Origin of the sequence: Mesorhizobium waimense (genome assembly GCF_003601975.1) — a bacterium.
Classification (GTDB): Bacteria; Pseudomonadota; Alphaproteobacteria; order Rhizobiales; family Rhizobiaceae; genus Mesorhizobium; species Mesorhizobium waimense.
Window position 1 is genome coordinate 31,841 of sequence record NZ_QZWZ01000019.1, and the last position, 18,215, is coordinate 50,055.

Here is an 18,215-nt window from a genome sequence, read left to right on the forward strand (position 1 = left end):
AGCGCTTCCGCCTCCCGTGTCTCCGCTCTCGACCGTCTCGAAATGCTCCTTTCTTCCCGCCCCCCCTTTACCGGGGATCAGCGGCCAGAGAAGTTGCAGAGGCTTTTGCCGCGAGGATCCGGGAGAGAAACGAAGAAAGGCACTGATACACTATGGCTCTTTACGAACATGTGTTCCTTGCCCGGCAGGACCTCTCGCAGCAGCAGGTCGATGCGCTTGTCGAACAGTACAAGGGCGTCATCTCCGCGAATGGCGGGTCCATCGGCCGGGTCGAGAACTGGGGACTGAAGTCCCTCACCTACCGGGTCAACAAGAACCGGAAGGCATACTACACGCTTATGGACCTCAACTGCCCGCCGGCAGCGCTCAACGAGATGGAGCGCCAGATGGGCCTGTCCGAGGACGTGCTGCGCTTCCTGACCGTCAAGGTCGAGGCGCATGAGGAAGGCCCGTCGGCCATGATGCAGAAGCGCGAAGAGCGCTCGGAACGCGGCGGCTTCGGCGACCGCGACCGTGGCGATCGTGGTCCGCGCTCGTTCGGCGACCGCGATCGCGGCGACCGTGGCGATCGTCCGCCGCGCTCGTTCGGCGACGCCGGTGGCGATCGTGGTCCGCGCCGTCCGCGCGAAGGCCTTGAAGGGGGTGCAGAATAATGGTCGACATCAATCAGATCCCGACCCGGCGCCCGTTCCATCGCCGCCGCAAGACCTGCCCGTTCTCCGGCGCCAACGCGCCCAAGATCGACTACAAGGACGTGCGTCTTTTGCAGCGCTACATTTCCGAGCGCGGCAAGATCGTGCCGTCGCGCATCACCGCCGTCAGCCAGAAGAAGCAGCGCGAACTCGCCAAGGCGATCAAGCGCGCCCGCTTCCTCGGCCTGCTGCCCTACGTGGTTCGCTAATCTCTCTGATGCGGGCGGCTCGCCGCCCGCTCTTTTCCCACGGCGACGGGCGCCGCAGGGTTGAACGTCAAATCCCGGGTTGAGGTGAAAAGCCTCTAACTGCCGCGACAGGCAGGACAGCGACACCGGCGGCAACGCCCCTTTTGCTTCCTGACCTGTTCCAGACCAATTCGGCGCCGAGCCCCTGCGATGGGCGCCCAAACGAAGGAACAAAACCATGGAAGTCATTCTTCTCGAACGCGTTTCCCGCCTCGGCCAGATGGGCGACACCGTCAAGGTCAAGGACGGCTTTGCCCGCAATTTCCTGCTGCCGCAGGGCAAGGCGCTGCGCGCCAACGACGCCAACAAGAAGAAGTTCGAAGGCCAGCGCGCCCAGCTCGAAGCCCGTAACCTAGAGCGCAAGTCGGAAGCCGCGCAGGTTGCCGAGAAGCTCGACGGCAAGAGCTTCATCGCCGTGCGTTCGGCCGGCGAGACCGGCCAGCTGTACGGTTCGGTGTCGACCCGCGACATCGCCGACCTGCTGACCGCGGAAGGTTTTACGGTCAACCGCAACCAGATCCAGCTCAACCAGCCGATCAAGACGATCGGGGTGACCAATGTGGCGATCGCGCTGCATCCGGAAGTCGAGGTCACCATCACGCTGAACATCGCCCGCACGGCGGACGAAGCGGAGCGTCAGGCCAAGGGCGAGACGCTGACCACCGCCGAAGCCATCTATGGCGAAGACATCAACGACAATGCGCGGCCGGAGAACTTCTTCGACCCGAACGCCGAGTTCGAAGGCGGCGAAGAAAACGCCTGATCACGCGCGACGGCGCGCCCAGGCGGCGCTCCGTACGTTTTGTCGGCTTCCAGGATTTCTGGACCAATGCCCGGGCCTCGCGCCCGGGCTTTTTTATGCCAAAAGGAACTTTTCGAGCCCCTATATCTTGTAGCAGAATAGGACAGCCTGTCTGACCGTGAGGGGACATTTGGTCATGAATATTCTGTTGAAGCGCGTTCTCGACCGTCTTGTGCGTACCGGCAATCTCAAGGTAACAGGCCCCAAGGGTTTGACCGTGGTTTTCGGCGACGGCAGCGGCGAGCCGGTCCACATGCACATCAAGACCAGGCATGCCGAACGCGCCATCACCTTCGATCCGATGCTGGCGGTGCCGGAAGCCTACATGGACGGCGAACTCGACATAATCGAAGGCGGCGTGCTCGGCGTGATGCGCATCGCTTTCCAGAACATGGGCAGCGGCGGCATCGACGCCACCTGGTCGAAGGCGATCGAGGGTTTGCGCCATGCCTTCCGCCGCCTGCAGCAGATCAACACCGCTTCCCGCGCGCGCCGCAACGTGCAGCGCCACTATGATCTTTCGGGCGATCTCTACCGGCTCTTCCTCGACGAGGACATGCAGTATTCCTGCGCCTATTTCGAGCAGCCCGACATGACGCTCGACGAGGCGCAGGCCGCCAAGAAGCGCCACATTGCCGCCAAGCTCAGGCTGAAGGCCGGACAGACCGTGCTCGACATCGGCTCCGGCTGGGGCGGGCTCGGACTCTTTCTGGCGAAATCCTTCGACGTCGATGTCCAAGGTGTCACCCTGTCGACCGAACAGCACGGTGTCGCCACAGACCGGGCGCACGCGCTAGGCCTGCAAAACCGCGTCCATTTCGACCTGAAGGACTATCGCGAGCTCAACGAGCGCTTCGACCGTATCGTCTCGGTCGGCATGTTCGAGCATGTCGGCGTCAACCACTACCGCACCTTCTTCGAAAAGTCGGCGACGCTTTTGAAGCCGGACGGCGTCATGCTCTTGCACACGATCGGCCGCTCCGGCGTGCCGTGGGCGACCAGCGCCTTCGTCCGCAGATACATTTTCCCGGGCGGCTACATTCCCGCACTCTCCGAGGTGATGCCGGCGATCGAGAAGTCCGGCCTCGTCGTCACCGACATCGAGATGCTCAGGCTGCACTACGCCGACACGCTGAAGCATTGGGGCGAGCGCTTCGCCGCCAATCGCGACAAGGCCAAGGCGATCTATGACGAGCGCTTCTGTCGCATGTGGGAGTTCTATCTGGCCGCCTCGGAGGCCGCCTTCCGCTGGCAGGACCTGGTAATCTTCCAGATCCAGCTCGCCAAGAAGAACGACACGCTGCCGATGACGCGCGACTACATGGGCAAATGCGAGAAGGCCCTTGAAATGCGCGACATGGGCCATCGCCAACAGGCGCCTGTCGCCAAACCGACCCGCCGCCGCAAGGTTGCGGACCGCGAGTAGAAGGGCGCCAGCCCGGCGACCATTGGTCTTGCCATTACCTGCCCAAGCATGGAAAAGGTCTCGTCATTGCGAGACCTTTTTTGATGACCTACCTCATCTACATCGCTGCCGCGCTTGCCGAGATCGCTGGCTGTTTTTCGTTCTGGGCGTGGTGGCGGCTGGAGAGGTCGCCGTTGTGGCTGGCGCCCGGCCTCGTCTCGCTGGCGCTGTTCGGTTTCCTGCTGGCGCTGGTCGACACGAATGCCGCGGGCCGCGCCTATGCCGCCTATGGCGGCATCTACATGGCGGCGTCGCTTGGATGGCTGTGGCTGGTGGAAGGCGTGCGTCCCGACCGCTGGGATCTTGGAGGGGCGGCACTCTGCATCATCGGCGCCTCGGTCATTCTTTTAGCGCACAGGGAAGCCTGAGCCGTGGAACTGCCTGCTCAGTTGCGCCAAGGCGTCGAGCGCCTGCTCGACAAGGTGCCGTTGCCGGTCCTCAAGCAGGCGGCGAAGACGCTGTCCGACCGCTACCGCGCGGAACTGCGCGACGGCCGCCTGCACATGGCCGAGGAGATGGCGGTCAGGGCCTATCTGGCGACGCGGCTGCCGGCGACCTACGCCGCCGTGCGCGCCAGCCTCGATGCGCTGGCGGACGCCCGCCCCGACTTCGCGCCGAAGAGCCTGCTCGATATCGGCGCCGGCCCTGGGACGGTGCTTTGGGCCACGACCGATCTCTGGCCTAACCTCGAAGCGGCGGTGCTGCTGGAAGCCAGCGCCGCGGTGCGCAAGGTCGGCGAGACGCTGGCCGTCGACGCGGTCACCGCCAAGGCTTCGTGGATTGCCGGCGACGTCACCATCGACCTTGTCGACCTCAAACCGGCCGATCTGGTCAGCTGCGCCTACGTTCTGGACGAGATCACGCCGGCATCGCTGCCTAAACTCATCGACCGGCTCTGGCAACTGACCGCCGACACGCTGCTGATCGTCGAGCCGGGCACGCCAGCCGGCTGGCAGCGCATCCTTGCGGCGCGCCGGCAATTGATCGAAGTCGGCGCGCATGTTCTGGCGCCGTGCCCGCATGAGGCACCCTGCCCGCTTGCCCAGCCCGACTGGTGCCACTTTTCCCGCCGCGTCGCGCGCTCGCGGCTGCACAGGCGGGCCAAGGACGCCGACGTGCCGTGGGAGGACGAGAAATTTATTTACGTCGCGGCCTCGCGGCAGCCAGCGCCTTTGCGCGCCGCGCGGGTCATTGCACCGCCGAAATCCGGCTCCGGCAAAGTTGTGCTCAAGCTATGCGAGCCGGACGGCCGCGCCGGCGAGAAGCTCTTCACCAAGCGCGACGGCGACACCTTCAAGGTGGCGCGGCGGCTGGACTGGGGCGATCCCGTCTAGCGGCTGAATTCGTCCGCAAGTTGATTTCGTTCTTTATTTGTTCTACCATGTGCAGAATCACGACCTTGCTGAGTCAACAGGAATCGGAGCGCGGGGGTTCTGTCCTGTGGACGGTGTGGTTCTCCTGTGAACAGTGGGCATCAAAGCCGGTTGGACAGGGACTGTTGCAGATAAGTCAGCACCGGCTTTTGTCCGTTCTGATATCGAGAATGCGGGATCGAAATTCGGGGACATCATGGCTGAGGCAGCACGCAAATTCGGCGTGGCGGAAACACCGCTTTATCGCGAGGCACCTAATAACATCGAGGCCGAGCAGGCGCTGCTCGGCGCCATCCTCGTCAACAACGATGCCTTCTACCGCGTCTCCGACTTCCTCAAGGCCGGCCATTTCTACGAGCCGCTGCACAGGAAAATCTTCGAGGTCGCGTCCGAGCTCATCCGCATGGGCAAGGTGGCGACGCCGATCACGCTGAAAACCTTCCTGCCGGCCGACGAAAAGGTCGGCGACATGACGGTGGCGCAATATGTCGTGCGGCTGGCGGTTGAAGCGGTCACCGTCGTCAACGCCACCGATTATGGCCGCGCCATCTATGACCTCGCGACGCGCCGCGCGCTGATCACCGTCGGCGAGGACATGGTCAACATCGCCTATGACGCGCCGGTCGACATGGCGCCCTCCGAGCAGATCGAGGATGCCGAACGACGTCTGTTCGAGCTGGCCGAGACCGGCCGCTACGATGGCGGCTTCGAAAGCTTCACCGATGCGGTCAAGACCGCCGTCGACATGGCCAATGCCGCCTATATGCGCGACGGGCATCTGTCGGGCGTCGCCACCGGCCTGCGCGACCTCGACCGCCGCATGGGCGGCCTGCAGCCGTCCGACCTGATCATCATCGCCGGCCGTCCGGGCATGGGCAAGACGTCTTTAGCCACCAACATGGCCTTCAACATCGCGGAGGCCTATGTGCCGGCGCAGCAGGCCGACGGTTCGTTCAAGGCCGCCAATGGCGGCGTCGTCGGCTTCTTCTCGCTGGAAATGTCGTCGGAGCAGCTCGCCACCCGTATCATTTCCGAGCAGACGGAAATCCCGTCGTCAAAAATCCGCCGCGGCGAGATTTCCGAGATGGATTTCGAGAAGCTGGTTGCCTGTTCGCAGACCATGCAGAAGATCCCGCTGTTCATCGACCAGACCGGCGGTATCTCCATTGCCCAGTTGTCCGCTCGCGCCCGCCGCCTGAAGCGTCAGCGCGGCCTCGACCTCATCGTCATCGACTATATCCAGCTGATGCAGGGATCGAGCGCCAAGTCTTCGCAGAACCGCGTGCAGGAAATCACCGAGATCACCACCGGCCTGAAAGCTTTGGCCAAGGAACTCAGCGTGCCGATCATCGCGCTGTCGCAGCTGTCGCGTCAGGTCGAAAGCCGCGACGACAAGCGCCCGCAACTGTCGGATTTGCGTGAATCAGGCTCGATCGAGCAGGACGCCGACGTGGTGATGTTCGTCTATCGCGAGGAATACTACCTGAAGAACCGCGAGCCGAAGCCCGGCACCGACGAGCACCTCAAGTGGCAACACGACATGGACGAAATGCGCGGCAAGGCCGAGGTCATCGTCGCCAAGCAGCGCCACGGCCCGACCGGCTCGGTCAGCCTCGCCTTCCACGGCGAGTTCACCCGCTTCTCCGACCTTGCCGAGGAACACCACCTGCCGGACAGGTTTGAGTAGGCATGGGCGAGCGTTTCAGGCTTTCTCTTTCTTTGTCACTCGCGCTGTTCGGCGCGGTTGCGCTGCCCGGGATCGCTTCCGCCTGTTCCATGCCTGCAGGCTGGACGCCACAGCGAGCGTTTGCAGAAGCCGCCCTGGTGTTCCATGGCCTGGTGACGGCGACGGAGCTTAGCTCAACAAAGGATGGAGGTCCCCCAGCCGATATGGGCGATGGCCGGATACTGGTCAACGTGCGCTACGAGATAGCAGAGGTGTTCAAGGGCAAGCCTGAAGCGAATGGTGCAATCTCTACGACCACGCTGATCATGGGAGGATGCGGTGTACCCGTTCTGGCCGGGCAGCATTTCCTGTTTTATGTGAACGGGATTGATGAGACGACACGGAAAGAAATGCCTGAACTTGCCGGCCAGACACAAGGCATGATCTCCATTTACGACACACAGATGCTACCGCCCGATCCCAAGGTGCTCGATGAGGCACTTGCCGACGTTCGCGCCCTCGCCAAGAAGAACTGAATTGCATCCACGCTCCCCAAACCACGCTCGGAAACGCGGACAGTCGCGGTCGGCCTTCGTTCAAAACTGGGTGCGGCTCCTTGGCTAAATCGCGCGTCCAGTTCATCTGCCAGAATTGCGGTTCGGCGCATCAGCGCTGGGCCGGCAAATGCGATGCCTGCGGCGAGTGGAACACGCTCGTCGAGGAGGGCACGGCCGGCGGCATCGGTTCCGGCCCGGCCAACACGCGCAATGCCCGCAAGGGCCGTGCGGTGGTGCTGACCAGCCTGTCCGGCGACATCGAGGACGCGCCGCGCATCGTGTCCGGCATCGGCGAGCTCGACCGCGCCACCGGCGGCGGTTTTGTCCGCGGCTCGGCACTTTTGGTCGGCGGCGATCCCGGCATCGGCAAGTCGACGCTGCTCACGCAGGCGGCGGCGGCGCTGGCGGCCAAGGGCCACCGCATCGTCTATGTCTCGGGCGAGGAAGCCGTCGCCCAGATCAGGCTGCGCGCCCAGCGGCTCGGCGTCGCCGACACACCCGTCGAGCTTGCCGCCGAGACCAATGTCGAGGACATCCTGGCAACGATCGCCGACGGCAAGCGGCCGGACCTGGTCATCCTCGATTCGATCCAGACGCTGTGGACGGACATGGCCGATTCGGCGCCGGGCACCGTCACCCAGGTGCGCGCCGCCGCCCAGGCGATGATCCGCTATGCGAAATCCACAGGCGCGGCGATCGTGCTGGTCGGCCACGTCACCAAGGAAGGCCAGATCGCCGGTCCCCGCGTCGTCGAGCACATGGTCGACGCAGTGCTCTATTTCGAGGGTGAAGGCGGCCATCACTACCGCATCCTGCGCACGGTGAAGAACCGTTTTGGACCGACCGACGAGATCGGCGTCTTCGAAATGTCGGACAAGGGCCTGCGCGAGGTTGCCAACCCGTCGGAGCTGTTCCTCGGCGAACGCCATGCGAAATCGCCAGGCGCCGCGGTTTTCGCCGGCATGGAGGGCACGCGTCCCGTGCTGGTCGAGATCCAGGCGCTGGTCGCGCCCTCCTCGCTCGGCACGCCGCGCCGCGCGGTCGTCGGCTGGGACGGCGCGCGGCTGTCGATGGTGCTTGCCGTGCTGGAAGCCCATTGCGGGGTGCGCTTCGGCACCCACGATGTCTATCTCAACGTCGCCGGCGGCTACCGGATTTCGGAGCCGGCCGCCGATCTCGCGGTGGCGGCAGCACTGGTTTCGTCGCTCACCGGTCTTGCCCTTCCGGCCGATTGCGTCTATTTCGGCGAAATCAGCCTGTCGGGCTCGGTGAGGCCGGTTGCGCATGCGCAACAGCGCCTTAAGGAGGCCGAAAAGCTGGGTTTTGGAAGCGCGGTTCTGCCCTTGGGCAGTGAGGAACTTGTTGGTGGTAATGGGGCCGGGGGGATCGGAGCCAACGCTTTCCAGCCCACCGAGCTTGCCGATCTCGTGGCGCGCATAGCCGGCTCACGGCGCAGCCGCGCCGACGAGGAAGAGTGACGCGGCTCGTCGAGCCGTGAAAAAAGACAGGGGCGAAAGACATGCCGATTACGCTGCTTGACGGAATTCTCGTCGGCTTCACCCTGGTCTCGGCGATGCTGGCCATGGTTCGCGGCTTCTCCCGCGAGGTGTTGTCCGTGGTTTCCTGGGCAGCGGCGGCGGCAGCGGCCTTCTTCTTCTACAAACCGGTTCTGCCCTACGTTCAACCCTATGTCGACAATGACAAGATCGCCATGGCGGCGGCCGCCGGCATCGTCTTCATCATCGCCCTGATCGTCGTTTCGGTCATCACCATGAAGCTCGCCGACTGGATCATCGATTCCAGGATCGGCGCGCTCGACCGCACGCTGGGTTTCCTCTACGGCGCGGCGCGCGGCATCCTGGTCGTCGCTGTGGCGCTTTTGTTCTTCAACTGGCTGGCCGGCGCCAAGGCTCCGGCCTGGGTCGCCAACGCCAAGTCGCGGCCGCTGCTGGAGCAGATCGGCGCCAAGCTGGAAAGCCTGCTGCCCGAGGATCCGGAAAACGCCATCCTGAAGAAGCTGAACCCGAATCAGCCGGCCGCACCCGAGGCCGGCACCGAAGCCCCCGCCGCGCCGACAACGGAAGCGCCGGCAGCCGGCGACGATGCCCCGGCGCCCGACGACAGCGAGAGCGATGCGCCGGCCGACAATGCACCGGCCCAACCCGCCAATCCCCCGCCCGCGGCGCCGGCAAACTGACGCCTGGCTAACGAGGGCCGGGCCTGACGATGATGTGAACGCCGCGCGGCATGCGTTGCTTTCGACGCGCTATCACCTTATATGGCGATTTTAGCGGAGCTTGAGCCCCACATGGCAGACGCAGACGACGTGCTTTCCGCCGAGGCCGACGACCATTTCCACGACGAATGCGGCGTGTTCGGCATATTCGGCCGGCAGGATGCCGCCGCTATCGTCACGCTCGGCCTGCATGCGCTGCAGCATCGCGGCCAGGAAGCCGCCGGCATCGTCTCCTATGACGGCAGCCAGTTTCATGTCGAACGTCATGTCGGCCTGATCGGCGACACTTTCACCAAGCAGCGCGTGATCGACAGCCTGCAAGGCAACCGCGCCATCGGCCATACCCGCTATGCCACCACCGGCGGCGCCGGCCTGCGCAACATCCAGCCCTTCTTCGCCGAGCTTGCCGATGGCGGCTTTGCCGTCGCCCATAACGGCAATCTGACCAACGCCATGACCGTGCAACGCGCGCTGCAGAAGCAGGGCGCTATCTTCTCGTCCACCTCCGACACCGAGACGCTGCTGCATCTGGTCGCCACCAGCAAGGAGCGTGATCTCAATTCGCGCTTCATCGATGCGGTGCGACAGGTCGAAGGCGCCTTCTCGCTGGTGGCGATGACGGCCAAGAAGATGATCGGCTGCCGCGATCCGCTGGGCATCCGCCCGCTGGTGCTGGGCGACCTCGACGGCGCCTGGATTCTCGCTTCCGAAACATGCGCCCTCGACATCATCGGCGCCCGCTTCGTGCGCGACCTGAAGCCTGGCGAAATGGTCGTCGTCACCGCCAAGGGCATCGAGAGCCTGTTCCCCTTCGAGCAGCAGAAGACCCGCTTCTGCATCTTCGAATATGTCTATTTCGCGCGGCCGGACTCTTCGGTCGAAGGCCGCAACGTCTATGAGGTGCGCAAGCGCATTGGCGCGGAACTCGCCCAGGAAAGCCCGGTCGATGCCGACATCATCGTGCCGGTGCCGGATTCCGGCACCCCGGCGGCGATTGGCTTTTCCCAGGCCGCGGGCATTCCCTTCGAGCTCGGCATCATCCGGAACCATTATGTCGGCCGTACCTTCATCCAGCCCGGCGATTCGATCCGCCATATGGGCGTCAAGCTCAAGCACAACGCCAACCGCCGCATGATCGAGGGCAAGCGCGTGGTGCTGGTCGACGACAGTATCGTGCGCGGTACCACCAGCCAGAAGATCGTGCAGATGGTGCGCGATGCCGGCGCCAAGGAGGTGCATATGCGCATCGCCTCGCCGCCGACCAGCGCCTCCTGCTTCTACGGCGTCGATACGCCGGAGAAGTCGAAGCTGCTCGCCTCGCGCATGTCCATCCAGGAGATGGCCGAGTTCATCCGTGTCGATTCGCTCGGCTTCCTGTCGATCGACGGCCTCTACCGCGCCGTCGGCGAGGCCAGCCGCGACAATGAGCAGCCGCAATTCTGCGACGCCTGCTTCACCGGCCAGTACCCGACGCGCCTGCTCGACTTCGAAGGCCACGACAATGTGCGCACGCTGTCGCTGCTGGCGACGAGCGGGGCGTAGGCACTTCACGGAAATTATCGCATGACCCTCGACCTCTCCGGCCGCACCGCCGTTGTTACCGGCGCCTCGCGCGGCATTGGCTATTTCATCGCCAAGGAACTTGCCGCCGCCGGCGCGCATGTGATTGCTGTCGCGCGCACCGTCGGCGGACTGGAAGAGCTTGACGACCAGATCAAGGCCGAACGCGCCAAAACCGGCAAGGGCGAAGCGACGCTGGTGCCGCTCGACCTCTCTGACATGGCCGGCATCGACCGGCTGGGCGGCGCCATCCATGAGCGCTGGGGCAAGCTCGACATCCTCGTCGCCAATGCGGGCGTGCTCGGCGTCATTTCGCCGATCGGCCACGTCGAGGCAAAAACCTTCGAGAAGGTGATGACCATCAACGTCACCTCGACCTGGCGGCTGATCCGCTCTGTCGACCCGCTGCTTCGGCTTTCCGATGCCGGCCGCGCCATCATCCTGTCCTCCAACGCGGCGCACTCGGCGCGCGCCTTCTGGGCGCCCTACGCGGCCTCGAAGGCAGCGGTCGAGACGATGATGCGCTCCTGGGCGCATGAGACGCAGAGCCTGCCGCTGCGGGTCAATGCCGCCGACCCCGGCGCCACCCGCACAGCGATGCGCGCGCAGGCGGTGCCAGGCGAGGATCCGGAAACGCTGCCGCATCCCTCGGAGATCGCAAAACGCATCGTGCCGTTGGCGAGCCCGGACCTGAAAGAGACCGGGCTGATCTTCCAGGCGAAGCACAACCGCTTCGTCGCCTACCGGCAGCCGGAATAAACAGGCAATTCAGGCGGAAGAATTCCGCGCTCGGCGACGTTCTTCGAATGTAGAGACATTCGAAACCCGAAGAACGGAGGACCACCATGCGCAGATTGCTTCTCGCCACCGCCGCCACTTTGCTTGCAGCCGCCGGCGTCGCCTATTCACAGGGCGCGACGATGAGTTTCTTCGTCACCAGCGTCGGCTCCGGCAAGGGCGCCGACCTTGGCGGCCTCAAGGGCGCCGATGCGCATTGCGCCTCGCTGGCCGAGGCTGCAGGGGTTACCGGCAAGACCTGGGCTGCCTATCTCTCGGCCAGCGATGCCGATGCGCGCGACCGCATCGGCAAGGGCCCATGGGTCAATGCCAAGGGCGTCAAGATCGCCGACGACGTCGCCTCGCTGCACGGCGACACCAACGCCATCAGCAAGGAGACGGCGCTCAATGAAAAAGGCGAAGTGGTCAACGGCCGCGGCGACAAGCCGAACCGGCATGATGTGCTGACCGGCTCGAAGCCAGACGGCACCAAGGTCGCCGACCAGACCTGCGGCGACTGGACGATGAGCGGCGCGGAAGGGGTGGCGATGGTCGGCCATCACGACCGCACCGGGCTCGACGATTCGGCGGCGGCCAAGTCGTGGAATTCCTCGCATGCCTCGCGCGGCGGCTGCAGCCAGGAGGCGCTGCAGGGCACCGGCGGCGATGGGCTTTATTACTGCTTTGCCGTGAACTGAGCGGCGCTCGGGAACGGCTGACATCACGCGGCTGTGATGCCGTGGCGGAACGACGCGCACGACACGCGCTTCCGCCACCCGGCTGGAGTTGCTAGGGTCGCGGCGACTCCCACAACAGCAAAGCGAGGAATTCCCATGGCTGCTCCCAGCGTCGCACTTGTTTGGTATCTGGTGATCGCCGGCCCGCAGGGCGGCATGGTGGTACTGCCCAGCACCTTCGACACCCGGGACCAGTGCATCAACGCCATCACCGAATACCAGAAGCAGCCGACGCCGGCCGGCTGGGCGGTGAACTGCGTGCCTAGCGCCTCGCCGTTCACCGACGAAGGCGATGCCGAAGAACCGGCAGCGCAGTAGGGAGAGCGTGATCTCCCCCCTCGTGGGGAGGTGTCCGGCAGGACAGGGGGGCGCAAAGGATCGCTGACCTTCACTTGACCTATCCGTTGCGAAGCGATTTGGTTTGATTGAACAGGGCTGAGACGCTGGCGGGACAGCGCCCCCCTCTGCCTTGCCAGGCATCTCCCCCACAAGGGGGCGAGATTGCAGCGTCAGCGCCGCGCTGAAACCGTCAGCTCCGGCTTGTTGCTGATCGTCTGGAACACCACGCAGTAGCGCTCGGTCAGCTTCAGCAGCGCATCGATGCGCTCCTGCGGCTCGTCGGTGTCGAGACTGAAATTGAGCCGGATGGTGCGGAAGCCGACCGGCGCATCCTTAGCCACGCCGAGCGTGCCGCGAAAGTCGAGGTCGCCTTCGGCCTCGACGGTTGCGGCTCCAAGCCTGAATTCCAGCGCCGTAGCCACCGCCTTCAGCGTCACTCCAGCGCAAGCCACCAGCGCCTCCAGCAGCATGTCGCCGGAGCATAATTCCAGGCCCGAGCCGCCCGTGGCCGGGTGCAGGCCGGCAATGGCCAACGCCCTGCCCGTCTCCACCTTGCAGGCGATCGACTGGTCGTCGATGGAGCCTCTGGCCCGAAGCGTGATCAGCGCCTGCGAGGCATCATCGCGATAGGCTTCCTTGAGCGGCGCCTGCATAGCCTTGAGTGAGGTCGCGTCCATTTTGCTCCCTTTCCGACAGTCTTGATAGCACTGTCTGCCGCTGCATGTGAGCGAATCCAAAGTGGCTGCTGGCCCCTTGGATACGGCGGTGCGAAGCAACCCGGCGCTTTGCCCCATGCTCCGATGCGTTGTCGGATTCGGCGAAACCGGAACGTCCTTTGGTCGTTGATGGACAGGAAGGAGGTTCCGACATGGCCAAAATCACCTCACATCTGTGGTTTGAAAAGGACGCGCGGGAAGCGGTGGGGTTTTATGTCGCGACCATGCCCAACTCGGCGATCGGCCGCACGACGACAATTCCGGCCGAGACGCCGAGCGGCCCTGCCGGCAGTGTCAAGGTCATCGAATTCGTGCTCGACGACCAGAACTTCACCGCGCTCGAAGCCGGCCCGCTCGATCCGTTCAACCATTCGTTCTCGATCCAGGTCGAGTGTGACAGCCAGGTCGAGATCGATAGCATCTGGAACGCGTTCCTCGACAATGGCGGCCAGACCGAGCAATGCGGCTGGCTGAAAGACCGCTGGGGCCTGTCGTGGCAGATCGTGCCCAGCCTGCTCGGCGACATGGTCTCGCATCCCGATCGCGAACGCGCCAAGCGCGCCACCGAAGCCATGCTCGGCATGGTCAAGATAGATATTGCGGAGTTGGAGAAAGCGTTCGGGAAGGATTGAGTTCGTCTACACTGGATCGTTGTGAAAGGCGTAGATGCCAAGTTCATCAAAATGGATCTCGGGCTGGGTAGCGCTTGGCTTGACCTCCGCTGCTTCCCCAGTCTGCTTCCTCAGCGCCGCATCCAGCTTGTCATCGGCGTCGCCGCCAGGGTCACCCATCGCATCGACGACCGTTTCCAGCGACACGCCGAGCTTATCAAGCCCCAGGCTCTTTTCAATCATGGCGATCGTCTGAGCGCCGCCGGCCTGCGATTTTATCGCGGCGATGGCTTGCTTGACGGCGGGGGCATAGGAATTGAACGATCCATAGTCAGCCCGATCGACTTTGAACACCTTGCCCACCCTGCCGAACAGATCGATCTTCAGCTTGTTGCTGTCGAGGCTGTTCACGCTGAACATGGAGTCGGAAAATTTTGGCCGAAGCTGCGCCATCTGCCCGGCGGCCTCGTCGGTGTTCGGGCCGGAGCGGCCATTTGCCATTGCGATAAGATCTAGACCGGCAGAAGCGGTTTTCCCTGCCGATGTGGGCAGTGCCGACCGCGAGGTCAGCAGGACTGCGGAATTGACGGACGAGATCATCACTGCTCCTGGCGGCGCCCGCGTTTTAGCCCTCATGCAAGCGGCGCGCCGAAAGCCCAGGCCTCATGCCGTGAGCGAAACAATATCGGACAATTGCCGGCATATTGCCGGACAATTGTAAACAAGTCGGTCAACCAATGAGCGAGCGGAAATCTTCTGGCCGGTGCCCTTTGACTTCGATCGCTCCGAACATACCTATGCGGGAGCCGTTCCCGGAGGTGTCATGCCGTTCAAGCTGAAACTGCTACCTCTCATCCTTCTGCTTCTTGCCATCGGTGCGCAGCCTGTCCTGGCTGAAACAGCGGAGCGGCCGGCACCAACGGGCGGCGTGCTGTCGCTGCTGCCGGCACCGCAGACCACCGACCATTCGATTACCATTGCCGGGCGCAAGCTGGACTATCAGGCGAAGGCCGGCACGCTGTCGCTGCTTTCCGGCAAGGGCGAGGCCACGGCGGAGATCTTCTATGTCGCCTACACGCTGCGGTCGCCCGACAACGCAGCGGAGCAGCCGCAGCGGCCCATCACCTTCTTGTTCAACGGTGGCCCGGGAGCGGCGTCCGCCTATCTGCATATCGGTGCGCTCGGCCCACGCGTCATCGCGACCGGCGCCAACGGGGAGTTCCTGCCCTCGCCGCAAAAACTCATCGACAATCCGGACAGCTGGCTCGACATGAGCGACCTCGTCTTCGTCGATCCGGTCGGAACCGGATACAGCCGCGAGGCTCCGGGCCAGGACACGCACGACTTCTGGGGCGTCAACCAGGATGCCAGTTCGATAGGCGCCTTCATCCGGCTCTTTCTTGCGCAGAACGGCCGCACCGGATCGCCGCTCTTCCTCGCCGGGGAAAGCTATGGCGGGTTCCGCGCGGCACTGCTCGCCAGGACCCTGCAAGAGGATATCGGCATCAGCCCGAACGGCATCGTGCTGATCTCGCCGGCGCTGGAATTCATGCTTGTGCAGCCGGACGAATTCGAGCCGCTGCATTGGGCGCTCGAACTCCCTTCGCTCGCGGCGGTGCGCCTGCGCGCCGAAGGCGTCAGCGGCGATGCGCTGCGCGAGAAGCTCGCCGAAGTCGAGCACTATGCGATGGGCGACTACCTTACGGCTTTGGCCAGCGGGCTGGAGCAGGGCGGGCGGCTGGCAAGCCAGCGCGTGGCGGAGATAACCGGACTGCCGCTCGAACTCGTCCAGCGGAATTTCGCCCGTATCCCGACCGGCCTGTTCGCAAGGGAGTTTGCCCGCGCCAGCGGCAAGGTGCTCAGTCCCTATGACGGCACGATCGCGACGGCCGACATTGCGCCCGAAAGCGCCCGCATCGCCGGCCCGGATCCGGTGCTCGACCGCAGCGTGCCGGTGCTGACCTCGGCCTTCGTCGCCTATGCCCGCGACGAGCTGAACTTTCGCACCGATGTCAGCTATCGGCTGCTCAATGGCGAGATCAGCCACAATTGGGACTATGGTACCTCGCGACAAGGCTATGTAGGCGTGATGGACGATCTGCAGCGGGCGCGCTCGCTGAACCCGGCGCTCGGCATCGTCATCGTCAACGGCTACACCGACCTCGTCACGCCCTATCTCGCCTCGCGCTACCTGGTGAACCAGATTCCGTCGCTCGCCAATGCCAAACCCATCCGTCTCGATGTCATCGAGGGCGGGCACATGATGTATTTCAAGCCTGACGGACGGCGTGCGCTGAAGGAGGCCGCTTCGGAGCTTTATCAGGCAACTCAGTGAGCATCGCGACAGCGCGGTTCGCCAAGCAACCCCCCGCCGCTGGCGTAGCGCCGCGCTGGGTCTCGCCCGTATAGCCTGCAGCGCGGGGCTTGATTGGGCAGGCTTCCTTCTCTCGACAGCCGCCGGACCCGTCGCATGGCCGACATCGCCATTCTGGAAACCCGCGAAAGGGTGCTTGCCGGCATCCTGTTCACCGGCGGCGCCTATTTCCTGTTTTCGACGCAGGACGCTGCGATCAAGCTGCTCGTCGTCGGCATCAGCGTCTGGCAGATCATGTTCTTCCGCAGCATCACCGTGCTGGCCGGCTGCGCGGTGATCGGCGGGCGGCGCGTGTTCGCCGACACTGCGCGCTCGCCCATCAGACGGCCGATGCTGGTGCGCAGCGCCTTCACGCTTGCTGCCTGGCTTTGCTACTACAACGCCGCCCGCACTCTTCAGCTGGCCGAGCTCACCACCATCTACTATGCCGCCCCGATCATCGTCACCGTGCTGTCGGTGTTCATGCTCGGCGAAAAGGTACCGCTGCTGCGCTGGGTGGCGGTGCTGATCGGCTTTGCCGGGGTGTTCGTAGCTTGCGACCCCACCCATCTCGGCCTGTCCATACCGATCCTGATGGTGCTGGCGGCCGCGCTGCTGTGGGGCATCGCCGTGGTGCTGCTGCGCAAGACGGCCATGCAGGAGCGGACGATGATCCAGCTCGTCCTCAACAATTTCTATTTCCTGCTGTTTTCGGCAGTGCCGGCGCTCATATGGTGGCAGACGCCCGATGGCGGCCAGCTGCTGCTTCTCATCAGCGTCGGCGCGCTCGGCGGCGTCGCGCAGTACCTGCTGTTCGAAGGCGTGAAGCGGGCGCCAGTGTCGATCGTGGCGCCGTTCGAATACACGTCGCTGGTCTGGGCCTTCGCGCTCGGCTTCGCCATCTGGGGCGACGTGCCGCGCCGCGAAGTGTTTTTGGGGGCGGCGCTGATCATCGGTGCCGGCCTGCTGATCGTCGGCAACGAGCATTTCCGCAAGCGGCTGTAGGATATGGCTCAGAAATGTGGGGCAAAGCATCGCTGCTGACAGGATGGTGTCAGGACAAGACGGCGTAGTCTCCTGAAATGACAGAGGTTCTGAGCATGCCACCCACAGACACCGCCGCCGAGCGCACGCTCGGCATCATGTTGGTGTCGGCCTCGGCGGCCTTCTTTGCGCTTACCGGGGTTCTCACCAAATCGATCCATGCCGACCCGCTGACCATCACCTGTTGGCGTGGCTTTGTCGGCTCGATCCTGATCACCGTCTATGTGCTGTGGCAACGCCGTCGCTCGGGCGGGCGCGAAAGCCTGCGGCTCGGCTGGCGCGGCTGGCTGCTGGCGGTCGAAGGGGCGCTTGCCAGCATCGCCTTCATCGCCGCCTTCAAGTTCACCTATGTCGCCAATGTCGCGGTCATATATGCGACGGCGCCGTTCACCACCGCGCTGCTTGCCTTCATCCTGGTGCGCGAGCCGTTCCGCATGCAAACGCTGGCCGCCGCCGCAGTGTCGCTGTGCGGCGTGGCGATCATGGTCGGTTCCGGCTTCGGCACCGGCCATCTGCTTGGCGATGGTCTGGCGCTGCTGATGACCGCCGGCAGCGCGCTCTACATGATCATGGTGCGCGCCTTCCGCGACACACCGGTGGTCTGGGCTGGTGCTGTGTCGGCCTTCCTGCTGTTCGTGTTCGGCTGGTTCGTCACCGATCCGCTGGCCGTCTCGGTCCGGGACGCCGTACTGCTTGCCACGTTCGGCGCCTCCTTCGCGATGGCCTCGATCCTGTGGACAGAGGGCTCGCGGCTGATCCCGGCGCCCGAATCCGGCCTGCTCGGTTCGGCCGAAGTGCCGTTTGCAATCCTGTTTGCCTTCCTGTTCCTGGCCGAGATTCCGCCGGCCGCAAGCATGATCGGCGGTGCTATCGTGCTGTGCGCGGTGTTTGCCCATGCTGGACGCGATTGGCTGGTGGCCAGGCGGCGCGCAGCCGACGGCTAAAATATTTTCGCAGTCACGGAACCATCATCCGACTCGGGCATTGTTGCTGCGACGGGTCACCCCCAAGTCCCCCCAAACCCCTCGACCCGTCCTAC

General features: G+C 64.2%; 20 protein-coding genes. 18 read left to right on the plus strand and 2 right to left on the minus strand.

The window, feature by feature from the left end:
* Nucleotides 1-152: 152 nt before the first annotated feature.
* The 14 genes from rpsF (at nt 153) to D3227_RS22855 (ending at nt 12,431) form a co-directional block, all read left to right on the plus strand.
* Nucleotides 153-653, plus strand: a complete 501-nt coding sequence (gene rpsF / locus D3227_RS22790; RefSeq protein WP_120016543.1) for a 30S ribosomal protein S6 — start codon at nt 153-155, stop codon at nt 651-653.
* The gene (rpsR, locus tag D3227_RS22795) at nt 653-901 is read left to right on the plus strand and encodes a 30S ribosomal protein S18 (protein ID WP_006203718.1); all 249 of its coding nucleotides are present in this window, start codon (nt 653-655) and stop codon (nt 899-901) included. Before rpsF ends, rpsR begins: the two co-directional genes overlap by 1 nt.
* Nucleotides 902-1,118: 217 nt before the next feature.
* Nucleotides 1,119-1,703, plus strand: coding sequence for a 50S ribosomal protein L9 (gene rplI / locus D3227_RS22800; protein ID WP_120016544.1), 585 nt, complete (start codon nt 1,119-1,121; stop codon nt 1,701-1,703).
* Between the two features lie 175 nt (nt 1,704-1,878).
* Nucleotides 1,879-3,168, plus strand: a complete 1,290-nt coding sequence (locus D3227_RS22805) for a cyclopropane fatty acid synthase (RefSeq protein ID WP_120016545.1) — start codon at nt 1,879-1,881, stop codon at nt 3,166-3,168.
* A gap of 83 nt (nt 3,169-3,251) precedes the next feature.
* On the plus strand, nt 3,252-3,575 hold the full coding sequence (locus D3227_RS22810) for a YnfA family protein (protein WP_120016546.1): 324 nt from the start codon (nt 3,252-3,254) through the stop codon (nt 3,573-3,575).
* A 3-nt stretch (nt 3,576-3,578) separates the two neighbouring features.
* Nucleotides 3,579-4,541 (plus strand): small ribosomal subunit Rsm22 family protein, encoded by a 963-nt coding sequence (locus D3227_RS22815; RefSeq protein WP_120016547.1) that lies wholly within the window; start codon nt 3,579-3,581, stop codon nt 4,539-4,541.
* A 235-nt stretch (nt 4,542-4,776) separates the two neighbouring features.
* A complete protein-coding gene (locus D3227_RS22820) occupies nt 4,777-6,267 on the plus strand; it encodes a replicative DNA helicase (RefSeq protein WP_120016548.1) in 1,491 nt (496 codons plus the stop codon).
* A gap of 2 nt (nt 6,268-6,269) precedes the next feature.
* Nucleotides 6,270-6,782, plus strand: a complete 513-nt coding sequence (locus D3227_RS22825; protein ID WP_120016549.1) for a hypothetical protein — start codon at nt 6,270-6,272, stop codon at nt 6,780-6,782.
* 80 nt (nt 6,783-6,862) lie between these two features.
* Nucleotides 6,863-8,281: a DNA repair protein RadA gene (gene radA / locus D3227_RS22830; protein WP_120016550.1), complete on the plus strand. Its 1,419-nt coding sequence runs from the start codon at nt 6,863-6,865 to the stop codon at nt 8,279-8,281.
* Nucleotides 8,282-8,322: 41 nt separating this feature from the next.
* Nucleotides 8,323-9,000, plus strand: coding sequence for a CvpA family protein (locus D3227_RS22835; protein WP_120016551.1), 678 nt, complete (start codon nt 8,323-8,325; stop codon nt 8,998-9,000).
* A gap of 111 nt (nt 9,001-9,111) precedes the next feature.
* Nucleotides 9,112-10,581: an amidophosphoribosyltransferase gene (gene purF, locus D3227_RS22840; protein ID WP_120016552.1), complete on the plus strand. Its 1,470-nt coding sequence runs from the start codon at nt 9,112-9,114 to the stop codon at nt 10,579-10,581.
* 21 nt (nt 10,582-10,602) lie between these two features.
* On the plus strand, nt 10,603-11,358 hold the full coding sequence (locus D3227_RS22845) for an SDR family NAD(P)-dependent oxidoreductase (RefSeq protein ID WP_120016553.1): 756 nt from the start codon (nt 10,603-10,605) through the stop codon (nt 11,356-11,358).
* Nucleotides 11,359-11,444: 86 nt separating this feature from the next.
* Entirely contained in the window at nt 11,445-12,074 is a 630-nt protein-coding gene (locus D3227_RS22850) for a hypothetical protein (protein ID WP_120016554.1), read from the plus strand.
* 135 nt (nt 12,075-12,209) lie between these two features.
* Complete coding sequence (locus D3227_RS22855; RefSeq protein ID WP_120016555.1) at nt 12,210-12,431, plus strand: hypothetical protein; 222 nt, start codon at nt 12,210-12,212, stop codon at nt 12,429-12,431.
* Between the two features lie 191 nt (nt 12,432-12,622).
* Here D3227_RS22855 and D3227_RS22860 read toward each other — a convergent pair whose 3' ends face one another.
* A complete protein-coding gene (locus tag D3227_RS22860; protein WP_120016556.1) occupies nt 12,623-13,129 on the minus strand; it encodes an OsmC family protein in 507 nt (168 codons plus the stop codon).
* 191 nt (nt 13,130-13,320) lie between these two features.
* Here D3227_RS22860 and D3227_RS22865 point away from each other — a divergent pair, with 191 nt between their 5' ends.
* The gene (locus D3227_RS22865) at nt 13,321-13,800 is read left to right on the plus strand and encodes a VOC family protein (protein WP_120016557.1); all 480 of its coding nucleotides are present in this window, start codon (nt 13,321-13,323) and stop codon (nt 13,798-13,800) included.
* A 6-nt stretch (nt 13,801-13,806) separates the two neighbouring features.
* Here D3227_RS22865 and D3227_RS22870 read toward each other — a convergent pair whose 3' ends face one another.
* Entirely contained in the window at nt 13,807-14,379 is a 573-nt protein-coding gene (locus D3227_RS22870; RefSeq protein ID WP_147377656.1) for a hypothetical protein, read from the minus strand.
* 223 nt (nt 14,380-14,602) lie between these two features.
* Here D3227_RS22870 and D3227_RS22875 point away from each other — a divergent pair, with 223 nt between their 5' ends.
* The 3 genes from D3227_RS22875 (at nt 14,603) to D3227_RS22885 (ending at nt 18,120) form a co-directional block, all read left to right on the plus strand.
* Nucleotides 14,603-16,114 carry a S10 family peptidase gene (locus tag D3227_RS22875; protein WP_120016559.1) on the plus strand — a complete coding sequence of 504 codons (1,512 nt, stop codon included), beginning with the start codon at nt 14,603-14,605 and terminating at the stop codon, nt 16,112-16,114.
* A 135-nt stretch (nt 16,115-16,249) separates the two neighbouring features.
* Entirely contained in the window at nt 16,250-17,137 is an 888-nt protein-coding gene (locus D3227_RS22880; RefSeq protein WP_120016560.1) for a DMT family transporter, read from the plus strand.
* 95 nt (nt 17,138-17,232) lie between these two features.
* Nucleotides 17,233-18,120, plus strand: coding sequence for a DMT family transporter (locus D3227_RS22885; RefSeq protein ID WP_167480805.1), 888 nt, complete (start codon nt 17,233-17,235; stop codon nt 18,118-18,120).
* The last annotated feature ends 95 nt before the right edge of the window (nt 18,121-18,215 follow it).